Source organism: Ruegeria sp. CDSA034, from assembly GCF_059612275.1.
The window spans coordinates 1-21,576 of the sequence record NZ_JBXWQH010000019.1 but is presented as its reverse complement, the minus strand read 5'-3'; the positions used below and the strand labels follow the sequence as shown (position 1 = coordinate 21,576).

Below are 21,576 nucleotides of genomic sequence, written 5' to 3'. Positions count from 1 at the left end.
TGCCAGCCGGCACGCAATCTTAAGTTGTTAACTGATCTCGCTTGGTTTTGGCACAAGATCTCTGTGTCAGCGCGTAGCGTTTCAATGCAGTTTTAAGGTGAGGCATATGCCTTCATCGTACACAGCGAAAACCGCGACGTGGGTCAGTATTTGCCTATAGGACCTTCTGGGTCAAACTAAGTACTGCTTACGCACCAATCTGGAACCGGAAAAACCGCAGATCGCGGCGCAATGTCCACGACAGGTGCCTCAATGCCAACCTGGGAAGAAACGTTCAACAAACATGATTTTGGGAATGGTCTTGAGAAATTGATTGGTTACTCAGGTCGCGCTGCAAAGAAACAAAATCGTCGCAGTTTAGCCAAGTTTCCCGAATAAGCCCCACCTATGAATTGGTTAATCCTAATAGCTCATCGTTTATTGCTGAGAATTGTCATCGCTATCACCACTTTGACCGTCGCACTGTCAGTGTGGTACCTGGTGCAACAGCTTGATTGGAATACCAGATCCGATCTGGGCATTGTTCCCTATTTCACGGTTGCCGGCCTTGTCGCCATCCTCGCATTATTGAGCGTACCCGGATTGAACGAAAAGATCGTCGCGCCCTATAAGGCCCGACATATCTTAATTCAGGTTGCAGTATGCCTGTTCGGCGGTGTCATGATCACTTTGAAAGGGGCGGTCGCATTTAACGCACCCTTGGTGGCTTGGCTGGTTCCAGCCCACGTGGCAGCGGTTCTCGCATTGGGATGTGGAGCTTTGTACATCTGTCTGGGCATTATGGGCAGCCTTCATGCGCTCTGGCCGATGCCTGATGAAGATGTATCCGACGATTTAACCGCGCTGCGCAAAGTTCATTTTTCTGCCCGCGCGCTCGCTGCTGTTTTTGCATTTACCACCAGTGGAATAATCTTGGGGTCAATCTTTGTTCTAAATAGCCCGACAACACCGATTACGGTAAAATGTTCCATCGTCATGTGGTTTTTTGCAGTTGTACTTGGTTCATCGCGGCTTAGCGTGGCAGATTTTGGGAAACCCGTCAGAACTTGGAATATTGTTCTGCAGTTTTTTGTCGTTGTAACAGCGATCTTCATCATAAAGCTCACCACTCGGGCATTGGTCTTTCACACACATCTGTTCGAACGTTTGTCAGAAATTGACGCCGTATACCCAAAGCTAGAAAATCTGCTGATGCTGCCATTTATTGTTTTCGGACTGACAAGCATCGCTTTTATGCTGGCGCGTGAAAAAGAAACTAGCGATGACGTGGCCAAAGTCTTCGCTTAGTTTTGATCCTGTATTGCGGCCGCGATTCCTGACCAATAATGTTTCCCAGACTTGGCACCCAAGTCCTTGACCGTGCGCGAAACAAGCACGTGGACTTCGGTTACATCCCAGAAAGCCCTGCATTCGTGTTCAATAAAAACTGGCGGAAAATTGGGCTGCTGGCCGCCCCAATACCGCGGGCGTTTTTTCCAACCGCTGCGGCTTCGACAACTGGTGGGATCAATCCGCGTTTGTCTTGATTAACCAGATAGCGGCGCACGCGTGAGACCAGTTCCTCCCGCACATTCGTCGGAAACGCGCCGTCTATGAAAATGGCCTCAAAGTCGATGACAGCACAAATTGAAAGCGCGGCCTTGGCTAATTCCTGTGCAGTCGTGCCAATCCATGGTTCGACATACCTGGAAATGCTGCTCCAATCCTGTGGCGATTTCCAAAGAATACCCGGATCAACACCCGCTTCGATCAGCCTGTCCTCAAGCAAAAACAGCGAAGCGCTATCGATCAATTGCTGGCTTTCGCCCAATGGCCCTGTGGTGCGCATCGCACCCAACGCGCCAGCATTTCCCTGATTGCCTTCGAACACAGTGCCATTCAATGCAACCCCGCCGCCGATCATCGAACCGATGAAGAAGTAGAAATAATCGCGATATTCAGCCCCGCGGCCATAGAGGTGCTCGGCGTGGCAAGCGGCCGTTGCATCATTGACGACAAAAACCGGTAGGTCGCTGAACTTGGCTACCTCGGAGAAGAAGTTCACGTTTTTCCAAGAGCTGAATTTCTTGGCCGCCAGCCCCGACAAATCATGCCATTTCCAAAGCTCGAATGGAGTTCCAATTCCAATCCCGCACACGCGATCGCGAAGTTTTTGGGGTTCATGGACCAGAAGCGTTTCCAAACCTGTTTCCAGAAACCCGAACACGGCCTCGGGCAGCGGATAATCGTAGGTCGTTGAAATCTGTTGGCGGGGCTTGCCGGTGAAGTCGATCAAAAGCAGATCGGCGCTGCGCCGACCGATCTTCATCCCGACTGACAGGATGCCTTCCGGGTTCAGCTCCATGGGAACCGACGGTTTACCAACCCTTCCACGCAGAGGAGTTCCACGCTTGAGAATCTCGTCCTTTTCGAGCTTGCGCAAAATGATTGATACGGTCTGTGGGGACAGGCCCGTCAGCCGCGCGACGTCGGCACCTGCTGTCGGTCCATGTCGTTGTAAAACCGTTAAAATCAGACGTTCATTGTGATCGCGAACACCGCTTTGGCTTACTCCGCCGGTCAGTATTTTTAGCGCCTCTTTCTCCATATCCCTGAACATAACCACCTTGTTTTCTTATGAAAAGACGCTCGGGCAAATTAATAAATAAACTTTATTTATTTATTGACAGGAAGGCCAGAATCACAGTTTCTTGAACAGGACCTTCATTAAGGGATGGAGGCGAGTCTTGCCGGCGCGCCGCGCGGGGCCACAACAATTTTCTGGGAGGAGAATATGAGAAGTCTACTCAAGCTAGCCGCATCTGCGACCGTTCTCACGTTTGGTGCTGCATCTGCTCACGCTGCCGGGGAAACCGTCTGCCTGATCACTAAGACCGACACCAACCCCTTCTTTGTGAAAATGAAAGAAGGTGCGACAGCCAAGGCCGAAGAGCTTGGCATGACGCTGAAAGCTTTTGCCGGTAAAATCGATGGTGACCACGAGACCCAGGTTCAGGCCATTGAAACCTGCATCCTCGACGGTGCAAAAGGAATTCTTCTTACGGCATCCGACACAAGTTCAATCGTACCCGCCGTTAAACAAGCGCGAGACGCCGGTGTGTTGGTAATCGCGCTGGACACACCCCTCAGCCCGATTGATTCAGCCGACGCCACATTTGCGACGGACAACTACAAGGCCGGGTTGCTTATCGGACAATGGGCAAAGGCCAAGATGGGCGATGCTGCCGCGGACGCAAAGATCGCGACGCTAGACTTGAATGTCAGCCAACCAACTGTGGACGTTTTGCGCAACCAAGGATTCCTTGAGGGCTTTGGCGTGGAGCTGGCGGATCCCAATGTTATTGGCGACGAAACGGATGCACGTCTGGTCGGCAGTGACGTGACCGACGGCAACGAGGAAGGTGGGCGCCGTGCCATGGAGAACCTTCTGGCCAAGGATTCAGCGATCAACGTAGTTCACACGATCAATGAACCCGCAGCGGCGGGCGCGTACGAGGCTTTGAAATCCATCGGACGTGAAAATGACGTGCTGATCGTTTCGGTCGACGGCGGCTGCCCCGGCGTACAGAACGTACAGGCCGGAGTCATCGGGGCCACAAGCCAGCAATACCCGCTTTTGATGGCGTCATTGGGGGTTGAGGCCGTCAAAAAATGGGCCGACGAAGGGACGAAGCCGGAAAATACACCCGGAAAAGACTTCTACGACACCGGTGTTGCTCTAATCACCGATCAACCCGTTGACGGCGTGGAGTCAATTTCGGTCGCAGAAGGTTTGGAGCTCTGCTGGGGTTAAACGCAGACCTATCAGGTGAGGCGCGCAAGGGCGCCTTACCATTCCTTTCACCAGCAAACTGAAACTTCCTGTAAGCTGATTTCGTGGTCACGAAGCCAGCCACGAAAAGGGGGAGATATGTCCGAAGCGAACCAAAGCGCCCAAGAATTTGAAACTGCCACCAGTCGAACCGACACTGTGGCAGAGTTTGACGATCCTCGGCGTGGTGTGCTGGGCAAGCTTCAGCATCTGCTTCACGTCAACCCGTCCCTCGTACCTCTGATCGTTCTGGTCGGAGCGATTTTGATCTTTGGCCTGCTTTTAGGGTCAAAATTCTTTTCACCCTTCGCAATGACCCTGATCCTGCAACAAGTTCAGATCGTCGGTATCGTGGCCGCCGCACAGAGCCTCGTCATTCTGACCGCAGGCATTGATTTGAGTGTGGGCGCGATCATGGTTTTTTCTTCTGTTATCATGGGACAATTCTCGTTCCGATACGGCATACCGGTGCCTATCGCAGTCATGTGCGGACTTGGCGTCGGAACCCTGATCGGTGCTCTCAACGGCTGGCTTGTCAGCCGCGTCAAACTTCCCCCATTCATCGTCACGCTTGGAATGTGGCAGATCATTCTCGCAACAAATTTCCTGTATTCCGCAAACGAGACGATACGCAGCCAGGATATCGAGGCAAACGCCCCATTTCTGCAATTTTTCGGCACCAAATTCAGCATCGGCGGTGCAACATTCACTGTTGGCGTCCTATTCATGCTCGTCCTGATCTTTGTATTGGCCTACGCGCTTAAACACACAGCCTGGGGGCGACACGTCTATGCTGTGGGCGACGATCCGGAAGCAGCCGAGCTATCCGGCGTTAACGTCCACAGAACACTCATGTCTGTTTACATGCTATCCGGTTTGATCTGTGCCTTTGCCGGCTGGGCTTTGATCGGCCGCATCGGATCAGTCTCACCAACATCTGGCCAATTGGCCAATATCGAAAGCATCACAGCGGTCGTGATCGGCGGCATCTCCCTTTTCGGCGGGCGCGGATCCATTCTGGGGTCGCTGTTTGGCGCACTGATCGTTGGCGTGTTCACCTTAGGTCTGAGGCTGTTGGGCGCGGATGCGCAGTGGACCTTCCTTCTTATCGGACTTCTCATCATCGCAGCGGTCGCGGTCGACCAGTGGATCAGAAAGGTATCGGGCTAATGTCAGACACTACCCCAGTCGTCCAGGGCCGTGGGATCGTCAAACGCTATGGACATGTGACCGCCATAGACCATTCCGATTTTGAACTGCGTCAGGGTGAAATACTCGCGGTTATCGGTGACAACGGTGCAGGCAAATCATCCATCGTCAAAGCCATCTGCGGCGCCACGATCCCGGATGAGGGCGATGTTCTGATCGAAGGGAAGAAGGTGAACTTCACCTCACCGATCGACGCCCGGAACATGGGGATTGAGATCGTTTATCAGCAACTTGCCATGTCTCCTGCCCTGTCGATTGCGGACAACATGTTCATGGGGCGTGAGATCCGGAAATCGGGATTCATGGGCAAATATTTACGTCAGCTTGATCGCCCCGCGATGGAAAAATTCGCCCGTGAAAAACTGACCGAGCTTGGCCTGATGACCGTTCAATCCATCAATCAGACGGTCGAGACTCTGTCTGGTGGACAGCGCCAAGGCGTGGCCGTCGCCCGCGCCGCAGCCTTTGCAACCAAGTTCATTATCATGGATGAACCGACGGCTGCGTTGGGGGTGAAAGAGAGCCGGAAAGTTCTCGAACTTATTCAGGATGTGCGGGCACGTGGCATTCCGATCATACTAATCAGCCACAACATGCCGCACGTCTTCGAAGTCGCTGATCGCATACATGTGCACCGGCTGGGCAAAAGGCTCTGCACGATTGATCCCAAGGACTACACGATGTCCGACGCCGTGGCTTTCATGACCGGAGCCAAAGAACCACCGGAGGAGGACGCCGCTTAAACGAACGCGACGCAATGCGCGTTTGTGAAATGAAAGTCTGTAACAATTCACGAGAATTTGACACTCAGGCGTCGCTTAGGAACACCTGCTTGCCTGGGAAGTTGTGTTGTTACATCAACTTCTGGCCCACGAAGATACCCGAAACACACGTTGACCAAAACAGATCTATGCAATTTTTCAGAGTAGACATTGTTTCACTGCACAGCTGCCCCGGTGACGATTAATCTCGTGTATTACCAAATCTTCAGCAGAATTTCATTTATTGCTTGGTTACTTTGGTCACGATAGGTCAGCAGGCACCAAAAAAATCACTTAATACTCCGTTGAATAGTCCGGCTTTTTCCAGATGTGTCGCATGTGCAGATTCTGGTATCACCGCAAGATTGGCGTTTGGAATGGACTGCCACAGTTTTTCAGTCTGGCTCCATGGGTAGGTACGATCACGATCCCCCCAAAGAACCAGCGTTTTGGCCTGGATCGCCGACAGGCTTTCAGCACCGCTCCAGGAATGCATCGCATCCAAACCCGTGAGTATGGCTTTCAGGCTGCTTTGCTCCGCTATCGCGGCACAATCTTCATAGGTCACAGCCCGTTCCCGCTCGAGAAACCAGGTTGCAGCAATCCGTCGGGCCGTCGCTTGCGGTCCATCTGCGCAGGCGCGCGTTTTTGAGGTATCAATGGTTTCAAACCGCCCAGGCAGCACACCCACAGAACCCGTGCCATAAAGAACCAAACGGTCCACACGCTCGGGTGCGCGGGCAATCATTTCCTGTACGACCATTCCGCCCATCGAGTGCCCAACCAGGTGAAATTTCTCGATGCCACGCATCTTCAACTCATTCAGCGCCCAATCAGCAAAACCCAAGATGCTGCTGAGGGCATCAAGCTGCGCATTTTCACCAAACCCTGGCAAGTCCAGCGTGACGACATCGTAACCTGCCAACGCATCGACCTGCCCTTGCCATTGCCGACTGCCGCCCAGGAACCCATGGATAAATACAACGGGTGTCATTTCCGGCCGCCCTGCACGATGCGATCCAGGATCATGGCACAGAACAGGATTGAGAACCCTGCAAGGATACCTTGGCCAACATTCGCGTACTGCAACGCTTCCAGAACGTCCTCGCCCAACCCTTTAGCACCGATCAACGAAGCCACGACAACCATTGCCAGTGACAGCATGATTGTCTGGTTGATACCGGCCCGAATAGACGGGCTTGCCAGCGGTAGGTCAACTTTGGTCAGCAGATACCACTTATTGGCGCCAAAGCTGATCGCCGCTTCGCGCACGCTTTCGGGCACACCGCGCAAGCCCAGAACGGTCAGGCGCACCACTGGCGTGCCGCCGAAGATCATGGTGACCACGACCGCCGCCGGCTTGCCGACACCAAAGAACGCGATCACGGGGACCATGAAGACAAAGGCCGGCATGGTTTGCATGAAATCCATGATCGGCTGGATGAACGCATAGAACCGTGGGCGACGTGCAGCAAACATGCCCAGCGGAATACCAATGACAATAGACAAACACGCCGCTGTCCCCAACAAGGCCAGCGTGGTCATGGCACCTTCCCAGAAACCCAAGAGGCCCATATAGGCCAGAAATGCGCCTGAATAGATCGCCGTGCTAATGCCAGCGGTCAGCCAGGTCAGCAGAATGATCAGGCTCGCGATCACGATCCATGGCGTCTGGACCAGTATGACTTCTAGCGCATCCAGCAAAGTGCGGATTCCGAATGTCAGCCCGTCAAAAAAAGCCTCGCTGTTGCGTACGCACCAGGCGATGAAATCTTCCACCCACGTGATACTGGTCAGGCGGATGTTTGGGTCTGTCGGGAAATGGCTAAGCAGCGAAAAGCGCCCGGGGAAACTGTAGTGCATCATCGCTGCGGCGACGATCAGCGCCATGAAGATCGCGCTGAACACAATCTGCGATACCGGCATGGCCGAGCGTATCGAACGGTCTGATAACCATTCCGAGAAACGTGCCTCAAGCGCCCAGTTCGCCACCTGAGACTGTATCAGTTTGACGATGATCAGTATGATCAGGCCGGTCAGAATGATGTAAGGACCTTCAGCGGCCATCGCCTCGGCCTCGGCACGGATACCCCCTATGTTTTCTTCAAGCGAGTCCACCGTTCGCTGATAGACATCGATCTTGTCCGAGTTGTTTTCGATAGCCGCCGCCAATTGCTGACGACGCAGTTCAAGCGTCCCTTCAATCGATGCAATACGCTCCATTGCCTCAGCTGCCAGATCGCCGAACAGTCCTCGCGCAATCTGCACAAATGCTATTGTTTCGAGGATCAGAAATGGTAACGCCCATGACCACAGACCCCGCGCGCCGAACCAGACCGGACCAAACAATCCGGCCATCAGATTGAAAGTTGGCGTAAAGCGGGACGACGCACCAATCTTGTCGAAATTGCGGATGTAGTAGTCAGGGCTGGTGCGCACAAAGGTGCGAATGTTTTCACGCCGCTCTTCGGCATAAGCAAGGGCCGCTTCGCTTTCGGTATCTTCCAACGGGTTCACATCAGAAAGGCTCATGACACTTCGGTCCCTTCGATCACGGTGCGCAACAGATCGGCACGGGTTATGACGCCAACATCCACGCCTCCGTCCTCCACAAGGATTGCGCTGCTGTTGTCGATTGCCAGATTTATCAGCGTGCTCAGATTTTCGCCTTCATTCACGCGCGGGGCATCCGCCGATAGCGGCCCATGGGCCGCTATATGTTCTGGAATTGGCCGCATGACCGCATGGGCGCGCACCACTTTGAGGCGTGAAATACCCGCAACGAAATCAGCCACATAGTCATCAGCGGGGTTCATGACGATGTCTTCGGCTGTTCCGATCTGCACCACCTTTCCATCGCGCATGATCGCGATCCGATTGCCGATGCGGACCGCCTCATCTAGGTCGTGTGTAATGAAGATCGTGGTCTTTTTCAGGATCTTGCTCAGGCGGATAAATTCATCCTGCAATTGCCGCCGGATCAAAGGATCAAGGGCCGAGAACGGCTCGTCCATCAAAAGAACATCCGGGTTGGCTGCCAGCGCGCGAGCCAGGCCCACACGTTGTTGCATGCCACCGGACAGCTCGTGTGCGAACTTTGATCCCCAGGCACCCAGTTCGACAATATCGAGAATAGCAGCAGCCTGACGCATGCGTTCATTCTTGCTGACCTGCCGGATTTCCAGTGGCATTGCCACGTTATCCAACACCGACCGATGCGGCATCAGTGCAAAGTTCTGAAACACCATACCGATTTTGTTGTTGCGAAACTGCTGAAGCTCTTTTGGCCCCAAGGCCATGACATCAGTGCCTTCGATTTCGATCTTACCAGCAGTCGGCTCCAGCAGTCGGTTGAAATGGCGAACCAGGGTGGATTTACCGCTGCCTGACAGACCCATGATGCAAAAAATCTCACCCCGGTTTACCGAAAGGCTGACATCAGCGACGCCGACAACACAGTTGTATTCGGCCAGCACTTGGGACTTGTCCAACCCACGGTCGCGGATCGCCTGCAGCGCCACCTCGGGCCTGCCCCCGAATATCTTCCAGACATTCGAGATTTCAATAACGGTATCGTCGTTCATGTGTCCCCCAGAGAACTGTGCTTGGGTGGCGCCACCAATTGGCGCCACCCTTTTTTCTGGAAGTGGGATCAGAGACCCAGCCAGGCGTCCACGCGATCCGGGTTCGCCTCGACCCATTCGCGGGCAACTTCTGCCGGATCACGACCTTTACCGCTGATTTCATAGGCAAAACCGCTAACATCGTCCGCCGTCAGGGCGAAATTCGCAAAAAAGTCAGCAACTGCCGGAGAACGGTCCGGCAATGTGTTGGACCACGCGATCTGAACGTTCTTAAGCGCGTCTTTGGTCGCAACGCTGGATTTGCTGTACCAATCCGGATCGTCCGAGGGCTGAACCATCACGTATTTTGCCGGGTCGAAAGTCGGCTCGCTCAGCATTTGCACGTCGAACATGTACCAGACCGCATGTGGCTTGTAGCAGTAGAAGGCATAGCCTTCGCCTTTGGCGATGCTATCCTTGATCCGCGCGGTCTTCACGCTTTCCTCAGCGCGGACCGGCTCGATGAAATCAAGCAGACCGTAGTCGCGGGTTTTGACTTCGTTCACATTGGCCGAAGCCCAACCCGGCGCTCCGATCCACATTTCACCCTTTCCGTTGCCATCACTGTCCATCAGCGCGGCAACATCGGGACGGCCTAAATCTGCAATATCGGTGATATTGTTGGCTTCACCAAAATCCTTGCTAACGCAGAAACCCTGATTGCCTTCATAGGGGTTCGACGACAGGGTTACTGTGCCCGCTTCGTCTACATATTTCTTGGTAAAGCTTTCTTGGTTGGGCAGCCAAACATCGGGGTGCACGTCGATATCGCCCTTACCCTGATCCATCGCCTGAAAAATCGTGGCGTTGTTGCCGGGCACATATTCAACTTTGCCGCCGATACGCATTTCCACCACCGCACCCAGCACGTGTGCAATGGCCTGCGCGCCGGTCCAGGATGGCACACCTATTTTGACCTCTTCGGCTGCGAAAGCCGGCATCGCATAAATGCTGACCGCGGCTGCGATTCCCAGCGTTTTCAGATTGGTTCTCATGGTCTTCTCCTCTGTTGAAATGCGCCGTGTTTCGGCGTCGTTTTTTCCGTCGTTCGACTTTCCTATTGCGCAATAGGGTCGAGCCAATATCCTTTTGGCTGCAACATCGGACGGAAGGAAATAAAGAAGACCAACCGCCAGACCCTGTCCTGAAGTCTAGATCAAGAGCTTTTCTCAGAGCCAATTCAAACATTTCATCAAACTATTCATTCTTTGCATAGTTTGCGTTATGCTGGCCTAGCACGTCTGTTGACATGTTGGAGCACACATTGGACCTGAATTGGCTACGTGACTTTGAATGTCTTGCCCGGACCTTGAATTTCACCCGCGCATCCGACGAAAGAAACATCACGCAATCCGCATTCAGCCGTAGAATCAAAGCTTTGGAAAGTTGGGTTGGATTGCCCCTGGTCAACCGAGCGACTTACCCTGTTCAGCTGACAGAGGCCGGTCAACAGTTCCTGCCTGTTGCTCTGGCGGCCATGTCTCAGTTATCGGAATCGCGCCAATCGTTACGGGATGCCGATCGCGGCGATAGCCGGTTCATCAGGTTTTCGGTTCTTCACACCATAGCCGTTAATTTTCTGGCAACCCGGATAGACGAGTTGCAGAGGCAAATCCCCGAATTACGCACACGTGTCTTATCTGATTCCTTAAGCACATGTTGTGATCTTTTGATCGAAGGCGCGGTGGATATCCTGCTTTGTTATTATCATCATTCAGTCTCGCCAATGATTGATGAGGCCGCATTTGAACGTAAGGATCTGGTAAAGGATCGTCTGGTGCCGGTGGCGGCTGTTGAACCAGCGCGCACTATGGGATGGGATCTTGCACGACAGGACGGCCCGCCAATCCCCTATCTTGCCTATGACCGGTCTTCGTTTCTGGGAATGGTCGTAGAAAACACCATTGATCGGAAATCCCTGAATACCGAGACGATCTATGTCGACAGCCTTGTCGAGACCATTAAGCGGCGATTGATGACAGGAAGCGGCGTTGCCTGGATGCCCGAAACGGCAATTACAGCAGAACTTGATCAAGGCTTGCTAGTGCCAGTCGGTGATGATGCGTGGAGCGCGACGTTGACAATTTCAGCCTTTTCCAATCCATCCGGCTTTGATCAAATCGCGCTCCAGCTTTGGGAACGTTTGTGACGTCAATCTTCCAAAGCGAGCTGCTACTGTACGCGGCGAGTTCTCTAGTCTGCGTCGCTAAGATAGCCTATTTGAGAAAACTCAATGATCGCGTGGACCAGCAAATCAATCGTGTCCGCTGATTTGACCTCATCCGCGACGCCATCGGCAATAAGCGAGAATTCTGAGCAGGCGACAAGTTGCAGATCTGCCCCCGCTTTGGCCAATGCAATTGAGGCCGTTCGCAGTGTTTCGCGCGCGTCATCACTTGGACCGTTGACCTTAATTCTGCGGATCGCCGTCAGCAGCCTGTCACTATCCGTTGGCCAGACAATCGATAGCCCGCGGGCTTGCAATGCCGTTTCGAAAAGGCGGGTACGGCGCACTGCGGGTGAGGCGAGCACGCCAACGCATCCACCGGCCCCCAGTTCAATGACAGCATGATCCGCAGCCAGTTCCACCATATTCAACAAAGGAACGGTCACTGCATCCGTGATCGCGTCGACATAGTGATGCGCCGTGTTGCATGGCATTGCCAGCGCGGCGGCGCCAGCGCCCTGAAGACGGCGTGCCATTGCGGCAAGCGTCGGTCCCGGGTCTTCGCCCTTCCCCTCAATCAGATGATCAATCCGCGACGGCACCTGCGGGTTCATATCAATCAGAAGCGGGATGTGATCGCGGTCATCACTTACCGGCACGGCCTCCACCAGCTTACGCTGGAGGAGGATGGTGGCCTCGGGACCCATGCCACCTAGAATGCCAACTGGGCGCAATGTCATTGCTCAGATATTCACCCATCGGTTTTTGTGGTCGAATGCAAAATCATACCCACCCAGGGCCGCCGCACCTCCAGTGTGCAGGAAAACGATCCGCTGGTCATTGAATTCACCCTTGCGGGCCAGGTCGATTAAGCCCGCGGCGCCCTTGGCAGAGTAGCAGGGGTCCAGAAGAATGCCCTCAAGCTCGGCAAACATCTCAATCGCCTCGATGCCACTTTCGGTCGGAAGGCCATAGCCCTCGCCCACATAGTCGGTATTGGCCATCACGTCCTCGCGCTTTACCACGCCTGAGCAACCCAGCTTTTCGGCTGTTTTGCAGGCGAGATCATAAACCATCTGTTCCTGCTTTGGTTGAGGCGCTCTTGTACCGATACCCAGCACCGGTACCTGCGCATTCATGGCGCACATTCCTGTCACCAACCCAGCCTGCGTTCCCGAGGAACCTGTTGCGTGTACCAACCGGTCAATTCGCAAACCACTGTCATTGGCTTGCCCCAAAAGCTCAAAGGCTGCGTTCACATAGCCAAGTGCCCCGGTCGGGTTCGATCCACCGCCGGGAATGACATAGACATTACGGCCCTCTGTCCGTTTTTTCTCGGCGGCCTTTTCCATTTCGCCCGCCATATCGTGACCACCGGGATATTTCTCGGTCGTCGCGCCGTGCAAATGATCCAGCAGCACGTTCCCGTTCGTGTTGTAGTTTCCGTCCTGATATCCGGTGCGATCTTCCAGAAGGATATGGCAATCAAGTCCCAGCTTGGCGGCAAAGGCTGCGGTTTGACGACCGTGGTTAGTTTGCGTGGCTCCTTGCGTCATGACCATATCCGCGCCCTGCGCTTCCGCCTCGGCCATCAGGAATTCCAGCTTGCGGGTTTTGTTGCCGCCTGTTGACATGCCGGTGCAATCGTCACGCTTGATCCAGATCTCGACACCCAGTTCTTTCGACAACCGTTTCATCGGTTCAAGCGGTGTCGGAAGATGAGCCAGGTGAAGGCGGGGGAAGCGGGCGAGATGCATAACATGGCTCCTAATATTGGTTTCCGTCAATTTACAATGTGAGATACGGCTCCGCTAATTCGAAATTTGGCTTCTATGTTGCAAAGTTTGCATATTACTGAGCGTTGCAGTAAACTGGTTCTCATGCGTTTGGAATGGATCGATGACATATTGGCCGTTTTGGACAGCGGATCTTTGGCCCGCGCTGCGGACAAGCGGTTGCTGACCCAATCTGCCTTTACCCGCCGGGTACGGCTTATCGAAGACAGTATCGGTGCGACCCTATTTGATCGCCGTCGCAAACCCGTATCTCTGATGCCGGGTGTTCAGGCTTTGGAGCCTGAGCTGCGTGAGCTGAGTACGCGGTTGCACAAACTACGTCATACTTTGAAAACAGCGAGTGATAGGGCCAACAAGTCTCTGTCTCTTGTGTGCCAACATGCTCTCACTACAACCGTTTCGCCAAAAGTAGTCCGCACATTGACCGAAAATGACGCTATCTCGGTGCGGGTCCAATCGGGAAATCAGGACGAATGTCTGTTGCAGCTGATCTCAAAAGAAGTCGATTTCGCGATCATGTACACTATTTCCGGTGGCAGTGCGCGAGATCTCGAAAACGCGTTTGAGGCCAAGACGATTGGCACAGATATTCTGATCCCAGTTTGCGCGCCTGCAATGCGTGAGGAATTGGTTGGCGAGACCGTTCCCGCGATAGTCTACCCGCCTGATGTCTTCCTTGGGCAAGTGTTTTCCCGATTGGTCGCGCCGCGATTGCCTGAGCATATTACAATCATCTCCAGAGCAGAGACCGCACTGACGCTCGCGATGCTGCAATATGCCCTGGATGGAATCGGCGTTGCGTGGTTGCCCTATTCTTTGGCCGCCAATCCGCTTGCAGAGGGGCAGCTTGTACGCGTTGACGATGCTCTGCCTGCACAAGAACTTACAATCAGAATGGTCCGATTGGCTGCAGTGCAGTCAGAATTCAATGAGCAAGTATGGCAACGTCTAGCCAGGCAATTGCAGAGCATTCGATCATCATAAGAACGAAGAAATGATGTGACAGGCTTCATCTGAGCGCTGATATTGACCGACGACGTATTCATGATGTTGCGCAAGGGCACTCTCTTGCAACACGTTACTCGGTCGACCTCATTCTGGGTCGCCTACGCGCTTTTGGCCAAAGCTACGTTGGACGTTTCATGAGATAGCTGAACGTCCAGTCCAATTCGGTTTGAACGTTCAAGCACAATTGGAGCGGGTGTTCATCCTTGTTGCAATGAGCAGGTTTTTCTATTTGTCTCGACACAATACCTACGAGCCTAATCTGAAGAAGATTTGGCTGAATAGTAATAAGCGATGGCTTGCGCCCGGTTTCTAACTGACAGTTTTTCATAGATATTCGAGAGGTGAAATTTCACGGTATTGGTGGAAATCTGTAACTCTTTTGACAGTTCCCGGTTGGACATTCCCTTCGACAGTGCCTCAAGGATAGCCCGCTCCTTGCGCGACAAGGTCTGAAGAGGACTATGTTGCACCGTGCGTACATCGATGAAAGGGAAAACCATCTTACCTTTGGCAACATCAACGCATGTCTCCAGCAGGCCTTCAACCTCACCGGAACGAGGTGCAAACCCTGCGGCGCCTGCTTGCATGGCCAGACGTGGGACATCACCTGCCTCATCACCATAGACCACAAAACGCGGTGCATTTTCCTGTTCGCGCAGCACTTCGATCAGTTTGGCTGCACCCAAAGCTGGCAGCTCCCAGGACACCACACAGACCTTTACCGGCACACGCATGACTGCCCCAAGGAAACCTTCGGCAGTTGCAGATGTCGCCACCAACGAGAATCGTTTGTCTCTCTCAAAGATTTCGGACATCGCCGAGAGGACGAGAGAATTGTTGTTGGCGAGCATAATGTCGATCGGAGGGGGCGTTGTGTCGAGCATTGATTTTCCACCTAATTTACCCAAGAACTACCATGTTGGGTAGGAAGGATTCCGGTATACATCGGTATATTTGCCAGAATGGGTAGGTTTTTCCCCACCCAAATAGCTACCCTAAAGCAGTAGTAAGTTACGTTGCGCCCTGACGCAAGGATCGGCTTTTCTTTTCGGTAACGCGACAGACGGGGCGCATTACGGACCCCGTCGCCGAGGAGGATCGCCAATGACGTTTCAAATCTACCCGACGCTCGAAATTCCGGAAACACTGGCTGCGGGACCCGGACCAGGCAATACCGATGCCCGCGTTCTGCATGCCTTTGCAAATGCGGGTGTTGCGGATCACATGCAGGGTGACGTCCTGCGCGGTATGATCGAATGCAAGCACATGCTGCGCAAAATCTGGGGCACCGACAATACCTATACCTTCGCGGTTGCGGGCACCGGATGGAGCGCGCTGGACACTATGTTCTCGGCCGTTATGCCTGGCGACAAGGTGGTTGCGTTCACCAATGGCACCTTTTCCGGCATTGACGCGCTGACCCTTCGGATTAAGGCAGCCACACCTGAAGAACATGCCGCCAATCCACTTGATCCCATTGCGGCCAGCGTCACCGTGATCGAAATCCCGCATGGCCAGCCCGTGACCGGTGAGATGGTCGAGGTCGCATTGGCCGAACACAAGCCAAAATGGGCTTTCATGGCGCATTGGGAAACCGGTTCCGGCCGTGTCAACGATGTACAGGGATTCTCGGATGCGTGTGAAAATCATGGCACCATGGGTCTGATTGATGCCGTGTCTTCGCTGGGTGTTGCAGACTTTCGTATCGACGATTTCCCCGGCATCGCAGGCTGGGCTTCGTGCCCGCAAAAAGGCCTATGCTGCCTGCCCCTGACCTATGCGCCTGTCAGCTTTACCGACGCCTTTATCGAGGCGCTGAAGACAACCGGTGCTTACTCTTACGTCCACAACCCGATTTTCGAGGCCCGCCATTGGGGCATTGTCGACGGTCAGGATGTTGAGAAAGGCACCTATCACCGGACCCATTCGGGCTATGCCGTCGCCGCGTTCCATGAATCTCTGCGTCTGACCTTGCAGGAAGGGCTGGCTAAACGCGCGCATTCCTACAAAACGCATGAGGCCGTCCTGCGTGACGCCGTCACCGCGATGGGCTGCGATGTCACTTCGGACATGCCAAGCCTCGTAGTGCTGAACCTGCCCACAGAACTGGCTGGCCGCGAAATGGAATTGGTACAGAACTGCCGCGCGCGTGGCTTTGGCATCTGGCCGACACTCAGCGCCCCGGTACAGGTGCGCATCGGCATCCTGAACCAACTGAACCATCAGTCGATCAGCCGTATCGTAAAACTGTTTGGCGAGGCGATCCGCGAACTGGGCGGCACAGTGGATTTTGAAGCCATCGAAGCGCTGCTGGAAAGCCGCTACGGCACGTCGATCGCGGCCTGACCGCACTGCATGAACGGGAGGAAGATTGCAGATGGATATTCACGAATATCAGGCGAAAGAGGTTCTTTCGAATTTTGGTGTCGCCGTACCTTCGGGTGCGCTGGCCTACAGTCCCGAACAAGCGGCATATCGGGCGCGCGAGCTGGGGGGCGATCGTTGGATCGTGAAGGCTCAAGTCCATGCCGGAGGCCGAGGAAAAGCCGGAGGTGTCAAACTGTGCAACACCGAGAACGAAATCCATGAAGCCTGTGACGAGATGTTCGGACGCAGGTTGGTTACGCATCAAACCGGTCCCGAAGGCAAGGGCATCTACCGTGTCTACGTTGAATCCGCCGTGCCGATTGATCGCGAGATTTATCTGGGCTTCGTGCTGGATCGCTCCAGCCAGCGGGTGATGATCGTGGCCTCGTCGGAAGGCGGCATGGAAATCGAAGATATCTCGGCCGAACGCCCCGACAGCATCGTGCGATCGATCGTCGAACCGGCCGTGGGCCTGCAGGAATTCCAGGCGCGCGAAATCGCATTTCAACTGGGTTTTGAGGCGAAATTGGTTCAGCAAATGGTGCGCACGCTACAGGGCTGCTACGCCGCCTTCAGCAATCTGGACGCCACCATGGTCGAGATCAACCCGCTGGTCATCACCGGTGACGATCGGGTTCTGGCGCTGGATGCCAAGATGAGCTTTGACGACAACGCATTGTTCCGGCATCCGCAGATCTCAGAGTTACGCGACAAAAGCCAGGAAGACCCGCGCGAAAGTCGCGCTGCGGATCGCGGCCTGTCTTATGTCGGTCTTGACGGCAATATCGGCTGTATCGTGAACGGCGCCGGGCTGGCCATGGCCACGATGGATACGATCAAGTTGGCGGGGGGCGAACCTGCGAACTTTCTGGACATCGGCGGTGGCGCCTCACCCGAACGTGTGGCCAAGGCCTTTCGTCTGGTCCTGTCAGACAAGAACGTGCAGGCGGTGCTGGTCAACATATTCGCCGGGATCAATCGCTGTGACTGGGTCGCAGAGGGCGTCGTACAGGCGCTACGCGAACTTGAGCTTGAAATCCCTGTCATCGTGCGGCTGGCCGGCACCAATGTCGCGGAAGGTCAAAAAATCCTGGCCAAATCCGGATTGCCGATCATCCGCGCCACCACCCTGATGGAAGCCGCCGAACGCGCTGTTGGCGCGTGGCAAAACGATCTGACCCAAAACACCAAGATGAGGGCTGTCTAATGAGCATTCTTCTGGATCGCGACAGCCGTGTTATCGTTCAGGGCATTACCGGACGAATGGCACGGTTCCATACCAAGGACATGCTGGACTATGGCACTAATGTCGTCGGCGGCGTTGTCCCCGGCAAGGGCGGCGAGACCGTCGAGGGCGTGCCGGTCTTTGACACCGTAAAACAAGCTGTCGAGTCCACCGGTGCCGATGCCAGCCTTGTTTTCGTGCCGCCACCATTTGCCGCCGATTCCATCATGGAGGCCGCAGATGCGGGTATCCGCTATTGCGTCTGCATCACCGACGGTATCCCGGCGCAGGACATGATCCGGGTCAAGCGGTACATGTACCGCTATCCCAAAGACAAGCGCATGGTGCTGACCGGACCCAACTGCGCGGGCACCATCAGCCCCGGGAAGGCTCTGCTGGGGATCATGCCAGGCCATATCTACCTGCCCGGCAATGTCGGCATTATCGGTCGATCCGGCACGCTCGGCTATGAGGCCGCAGCCCAGCTGAAAGAACACGGCATCGGAGTCTCAACCAGTGTCGGGATCGGTGGCGACCCGATCAACGGGTCTTCGTTCCGCGATATCCTTGAGCGGTTCGAACAGGACAAGGATACCGAAGTCATTGCCATGATCGGCGAGATCGGCGGCCCGCAGGAAGCCGAGGCCGCAGAATACATCCGCGACAACATAACCAAGCCCGTCGTCGCCTATGTTGCAGGTCTGACCGCGCCCAAAGGTCGGACTATGGGTCATGCTGGTGCGATCATCTCGGCCTTTGGCGAAAGTGCCTCCGAGAAGGTTGAAATCTTGTCGGCGGCGGGGGTGACCGTTGCTGAAAACCCGGCGGTGATTGGCGAAACCATTGCCCGCGTCATGGGAAAGGCTGCGTGATGACCAAACCTTCAGTCCTTGTCACCCGTCGCTGGCCCGCCGCCGTCGAGGCGCGACTGGCCGAAGACTACAACACCGTACTCAATACCGGGGATACTCCGATGTCCCCGGCTGAAATCCGCGACGCCCTGAAACACTATGACGCGGTGCTGCCCACCGTTACCGATACGCTCAGCGCCGAGGCGCTGGACGTCCCCGCAGCACAGACCAAAATTCTGGCCAATTACGGGGTCGGGTATAGCCACATTTGCGAGCCCTCAGCCCGCGAACTTGGCATGACCGTGACAAACACGCCTGACGTTCTGTCTGAATGTACCGCCGATATCGCAATGACCTTATTGCTGATGGTAGCGCGCCGCGCAGGCGAAGGCGAACGCGAGCTGCGCGCCGGAAACTGGACCGGTTGGCGGCCCACGCATCTGGTCGGCACCAAGGTCAGCGGTAAGACCCTGGGCATCATCGGCTATGGCCGCATCGGGCAGGAAATGGCCCGCCGCGCCCATCATGGCTTTGGTATGGATGTCGTTATTTACAATCGCAGCCAGGTGGCGCCCGACGTTTTAGCCAAGTGCAATGCCACTCAGGTGGATACTGTCGATGAGCTGTTGCCGCAATGCGACTTCGTCTCGCTGCACTGCCCCGGAGGGGCCGCAAACCGGCACCTGATCAACGGTCGAAGACTCGACTTGATGAAACCCGACGCCTTCCTGATCAACACCGCGCGCGGCGAGGTCATCGACGAACACGCCCTGATCCAGGCCCTGATGTTCGACACAATTGGCGGCGCGGCGCTGGATGTATTTGACGGCGAGCCCCGCATTAGCTCGGACCTGCTGCAATGTGACAACCTCGTCATGCTGCCACATCTCGGAAGCGCGACTAAAGAAGCACGCGAAGCTATGGGGTTCCGCGTCATTGAAAACCTCAATGATTTCTTCAATGGCAAAAATCCAAGAGACAAAGTGATCTGATGCAAGCGTTGGCTCAGGATACCCAGCTGTCCCTTCCACCTTCCGCGTATGCGGACGGTCTTCGGACTGAATTGCGCACGCTATGGCGAAACATCCTTTTGAAAAGGGCGCCACATGTCGCTTCTTGGGCCGAAGCCAAGCCGCTGCCCCCCATTCCAACTGGCCAGGCCGCAATCCCGTATTTGCAGGCCCTGTCGATCTGGTTTCAGCTTTTGCGCATCATCGACGAAAACGCAGATGTGCGGGATCGTCGACAAATCGAAACCCAAAAAGGTGCCCGAGCGGTTGCAGGTGGATTTGCCGAAGTGTTGTCGGACCTTAATCTGAGTGTTGGGGAAACCGAAAAGTTGGCAGGTAGTTTAATGACTGGCCCCACGCTAACGGCTCATCCGACCGAAGCCAAACGCGTCACCGTTCTTGAAATTCACCGCCGGATTTATCGTATCCTGGTCAGCCTCGAATCTCAGCGCTGGACGCCAATTGAACGTTCAACATTGTTGAATGATCTGGAAGGCGAGATCGACCTACTATGGATGACCGGAGAATTACGCTTGTCACGTCCCAGTTTACGTGACGAGATCGAATGGGGTTTGCAATTTTTCCGCGACGCAATATTCGATGCTGTACCACAGGTCATCGACCGGTTCGATCACGCCTGTATGCAGGTTTTGGGTAAGACTTTAAATGTGACGCCCAATGTCCGATTTCATAGCTGGATTGGCGGTGACCGGGACGGCAACCCGAATGTAACCTCTGAGATGACCAAACTGGCTCTGCAACGTGGGCGCGAGACAGCGATTGATCTCTACTGTCAGGCTCTTGATAAAGCCGCGCAAAAACTGAGCATTAGCGCCCTGATCCTACCACTGACCGAACCTCACGGTGAACGGTTGCAGGCAATTATCAACCGCGCACCCAAGAATGACCGCAACCCGAACGAACCGTTTCGGCAGGCCCTGAATGCCGTCCGCCAAAGACTGACAAGTGCCGGTTATCAGCATATCTCGCAGTTCGAGTGTGATCTCGACGCGCTTGATGAGGCGCTTTGTGCAGTAAACGCCGATATTCTAACAAGGCGGCATATCCGACCTCTTCGCCGGGCGGCAACCGTATTCGGGTTGCGTACCACAACCTTGGACATACGGCAGAATTCGACTGTGACGACTAGCGTTCTGGCAGAAATCTGGTCTGCATTCGAACCTGCGCCCAAATACGGAACACCCGAATGGTCGACCCGTCTGCGCACCGAGTTGGCAGACCAGAACCTGCAGTATCCTCAGCGTGACGGGTTGAGTGATCAGGCGCAGGAATTACTAGCCTTACTAGCCCTTATGCACGCTGTTCGAACAGGGCCGGATCCCAAAGCTGTCGGACCATTCATCTTGTCGATGACACGCTCGGCAGACGACATCCTGGGTGTCTATCTTCTCGCCCGCTATGCCGGGTTCGGATCAGAGACACTTGATATTTCTGTGGTGCCGCTGTTCGAGACGATCGGTGATCTGCGCAACGCCTCAGCAATTCTGCTGGATGTTCTGGATGTTCCGCTTGCCCGCCGCAGCCTTAAGTCAGGTGGCAATGTGATCGAGGTGATGTTGGGATACTCCGACAGCGGCAAAGATGGCGGATATTTCTGTTCGACCTGGGAACTGGACCGTGCGCAGCGCCGGATCGTTACAGCACTTGCGTCGCAGGGATTTAGTGCCGCGTTTTTTCACGGACGTGGTGGTTCTGTCAGCCGGGGTGGTGCCCCCACAGGCCGGGCA

19 protein-coding genes are annotated in these 21,576 nt (G+C 54.8%); 11 read left to right on the top strand and 8 right to left on the bottom strand.

Translation table 11 applies throughout. The features are described from left to right. Positions 1-387: 387 nt before the first annotated feature. A complete protein-coding gene (locus AC2FLJ_RS21705) occupies positions 388-1,287 on the top strand; it encodes a hypothetical protein (RefSeq protein ID WP_496707612.1) in 900 nt (299 codons plus the stop codon). A gap of 100 nt (positions 1,288-1,387) precedes the next feature. Here AC2FLJ_RS21705 and AC2FLJ_RS21700 read toward each other — a convergent pair whose 3' ends face one another. Further along, positions 1,388-2,587, bottom strand: a complete 1,200-nt coding sequence (locus tag AC2FLJ_RS21700) for an ROK family transcriptional regulator (protein ID WP_496707642.1) — start codon at positions 2,585-2,587, stop codon at positions 1,388-1,390. 186 nt (positions 2,588-2,773) lie between these two features. Here AC2FLJ_RS21700 and AC2FLJ_RS21695 point away from each other — a divergent pair, with 186 nt between their 5' ends. The 3 genes from AC2FLJ_RS21695 to AC2FLJ_RS21685 all read left to right on the top strand — a co-directional run bounded on the left by AC2FLJ_RS21695 (position 2,774) and on the right by AC2FLJ_RS21685 (position 5,763). Beyond that, positions 2,774-3,793 (top strand): sugar ABC transporter substrate-binding protein, encoded by a 1,020-nt coding sequence (locus AC2FLJ_RS21695; RefSeq protein ID WP_109311180.1) that lies wholly within the window; start codon positions 2,774-2,776, stop codon positions 3,791-3,793. Between the two features lie 117 nt (positions 3,794-3,910). Next, on the top strand, positions 3,911-4,981 hold the full coding sequence (locus AC2FLJ_RS21690) for an ABC transporter permease (protein WP_109310884.1): 1,071 nt from the start codon (positions 3,911-3,913) through the stop codon (positions 4,979-4,981). Then, the gene (locus AC2FLJ_RS21685) at positions 4,981-5,763 is read left to right on the top strand and encodes an ATP-binding cassette domain-containing protein (RefSeq protein WP_496707609.1); all 783 of its coding nucleotides are present in this window, start codon (positions 4,981-4,983) and stop codon (positions 5,761-5,763) included. Before AC2FLJ_RS21690 ends, AC2FLJ_RS21685 begins: the two co-directional genes overlap by 1 nt. Before the next feature lie 289 nt (positions 5,764-6,052). On the opposite strand, the gene AC2FLJ_RS21680 is transcribed toward AC2FLJ_RS21685, so the two are convergent. The 4 genes from AC2FLJ_RS21680 to AC2FLJ_RS21665 all read right to left on the bottom strand — a co-directional run bounded on the left by AC2FLJ_RS21680 (position 6,053) and on the right by AC2FLJ_RS21665 (position 10,399). Next, a complete protein-coding gene (locus AC2FLJ_RS21680) occupies positions 6,053-6,775 on the bottom strand; it encodes an alpha/beta fold hydrolase (RefSeq protein WP_496699939.1) in 723 nt (240 codons plus the stop codon). Next, positions 6,772-8,313, bottom strand: a complete 1,542-nt coding sequence (locus AC2FLJ_RS21675; RefSeq protein WP_282119241.1) for an ABC transporter permease — start codon at positions 8,311-8,313, stop codon at positions 6,772-6,774. The genes AC2FLJ_RS21680 and AC2FLJ_RS21675 overlap by 4 nt, the downstream gene beginning before the upstream one ends. Next, positions 8,310-9,365, bottom strand: coding sequence for a quaternary amine ABC transporter ATP-binding protein (locus tag AC2FLJ_RS21670; RefSeq protein ID WP_496699940.1), 1,056 nt, complete (start codon positions 9,363-9,365; stop codon positions 8,310-8,312). Before AC2FLJ_RS21670 ends, AC2FLJ_RS21675 begins: the two co-directional genes overlap by 4 nt. Before the next feature lie 68 nt (positions 9,366-9,433). Beyond that, entirely contained in the window at positions 9,434-10,399 is a 966-nt protein-coding gene (locus AC2FLJ_RS21665) for an ABC transporter substrate-binding protein (protein ID WP_496699941.1), read from the bottom strand. Between the two features lie 269 nt (positions 10,400-10,668). Here AC2FLJ_RS21665 and AC2FLJ_RS21660 point away from each other — a divergent pair, with 269 nt between their 5' ends. Further along, positions 10,669-11,553 (top strand): LysR family transcriptional regulator, encoded by an 885-nt coding sequence (locus AC2FLJ_RS21660; RefSeq protein WP_496707606.1) that lies wholly within the window; start codon positions 10,669-10,671, stop codon positions 11,551-11,553. Positions 11,554-11,597: 44 nt separating this feature from the next. Here the strand turns inward: AC2FLJ_RS21660 and cuyB are convergent, their stop codons facing one another. Continuing rightward, complete coding sequence (cuyB, locus tag AC2FLJ_RS21655) at positions 11,598-12,311, bottom strand: cysteate racemase (protein ID WP_496707605.1); 714 nt, start codon at positions 12,309-12,311, stop codon at positions 11,598-11,600. A gap of 3 nt (positions 12,312-12,314) precedes the next feature. Further along, positions 12,315-13,328: a D-cysteate sulfo-lyase gene (cuyA, locus tag AC2FLJ_RS21650; protein ID WP_496707603.1), complete on the bottom strand. Its 1,014-nt coding sequence runs from the start codon at positions 13,326-13,328 to the stop codon at positions 12,315-12,317. 123 nt (positions 13,329-13,451) lie between these two features. Between cuyA and AC2FLJ_RS21645 the strand changes: the two genes are divergently transcribed. Beyond that, complete coding sequence (locus AC2FLJ_RS21645) at positions 13,452-14,351, top strand: LysR family transcriptional regulator (protein ID WP_496707601.1); 900 nt, start codon at positions 13,452-13,454, stop codon at positions 14,349-14,351. A 278-nt stretch (positions 14,352-14,629) separates the two neighbouring features. On the opposite strand, the gene AC2FLJ_RS21640 is transcribed toward AC2FLJ_RS21645, so the two are convergent. Beyond that, entirely contained in the window at positions 14,630-15,226 is a 597-nt protein-coding gene (locus AC2FLJ_RS21640; protein WP_082649293.1) for a response regulator transcription factor, read from the bottom strand. Positions 15,227-15,479: 253 nt separating this feature from the next. Here AC2FLJ_RS21640 and AC2FLJ_RS21635 point away from each other — a divergent pair, with 253 nt between their 5' ends. The 5 genes from AC2FLJ_RS21635 to AC2FLJ_RS21615 all read left to right on the top strand — a co-directional run. Next, positions 15,480-16,721, top strand: a complete 1,242-nt coding sequence (locus AC2FLJ_RS21635) for a pyridoxal-phosphate-dependent aminotransferase family protein (protein WP_496707600.1) — start codon at positions 15,480-15,482, stop codon at positions 16,719-16,721. A 31-nt stretch (positions 16,722-16,752) separates the two neighbouring features. Next, positions 16,753-17,949: a malate--CoA ligase subunit beta gene (locus AC2FLJ_RS21630; protein ID WP_058273745.1), complete on the top strand. Its 1,197-nt coding sequence runs from the start codon at positions 16,753-16,755 to the stop codon at positions 17,947-17,949. Beyond that, positions 17,949-18,839 carry a succinate--CoA ligase subunit alpha gene (gene sucD, locus AC2FLJ_RS21625; protein WP_496707598.1) on the top strand — a complete coding sequence of 297 codons (891 nt, stop codon included), beginning with the start codon at positions 17,949-17,951 and terminating at the stop codon, positions 18,837-18,839. The genes AC2FLJ_RS21630 and sucD overlap by 1 nt, the downstream gene beginning before the upstream one ends. Then, complete coding sequence (locus AC2FLJ_RS21620) at positions 18,839-19,810, top strand: 2-hydroxyacid dehydrogenase (protein ID WP_282169679.1); 972 nt, start codon at positions 18,839-18,841, stop codon at positions 19,808-19,810. The genes sucD and AC2FLJ_RS21620 overlap by 1 nt, the downstream gene beginning before the upstream one ends. Beyond that, on the top strand, positions 19,810-21,576 hold a 1,767-nt coding region (locus AC2FLJ_RS21615; RefSeq protein WP_496707596.1), incomplete at its 3' end, for a phosphoenolpyruvate carboxylase. The genes AC2FLJ_RS21620 and AC2FLJ_RS21615, both read left to right, overlap by 1 nt.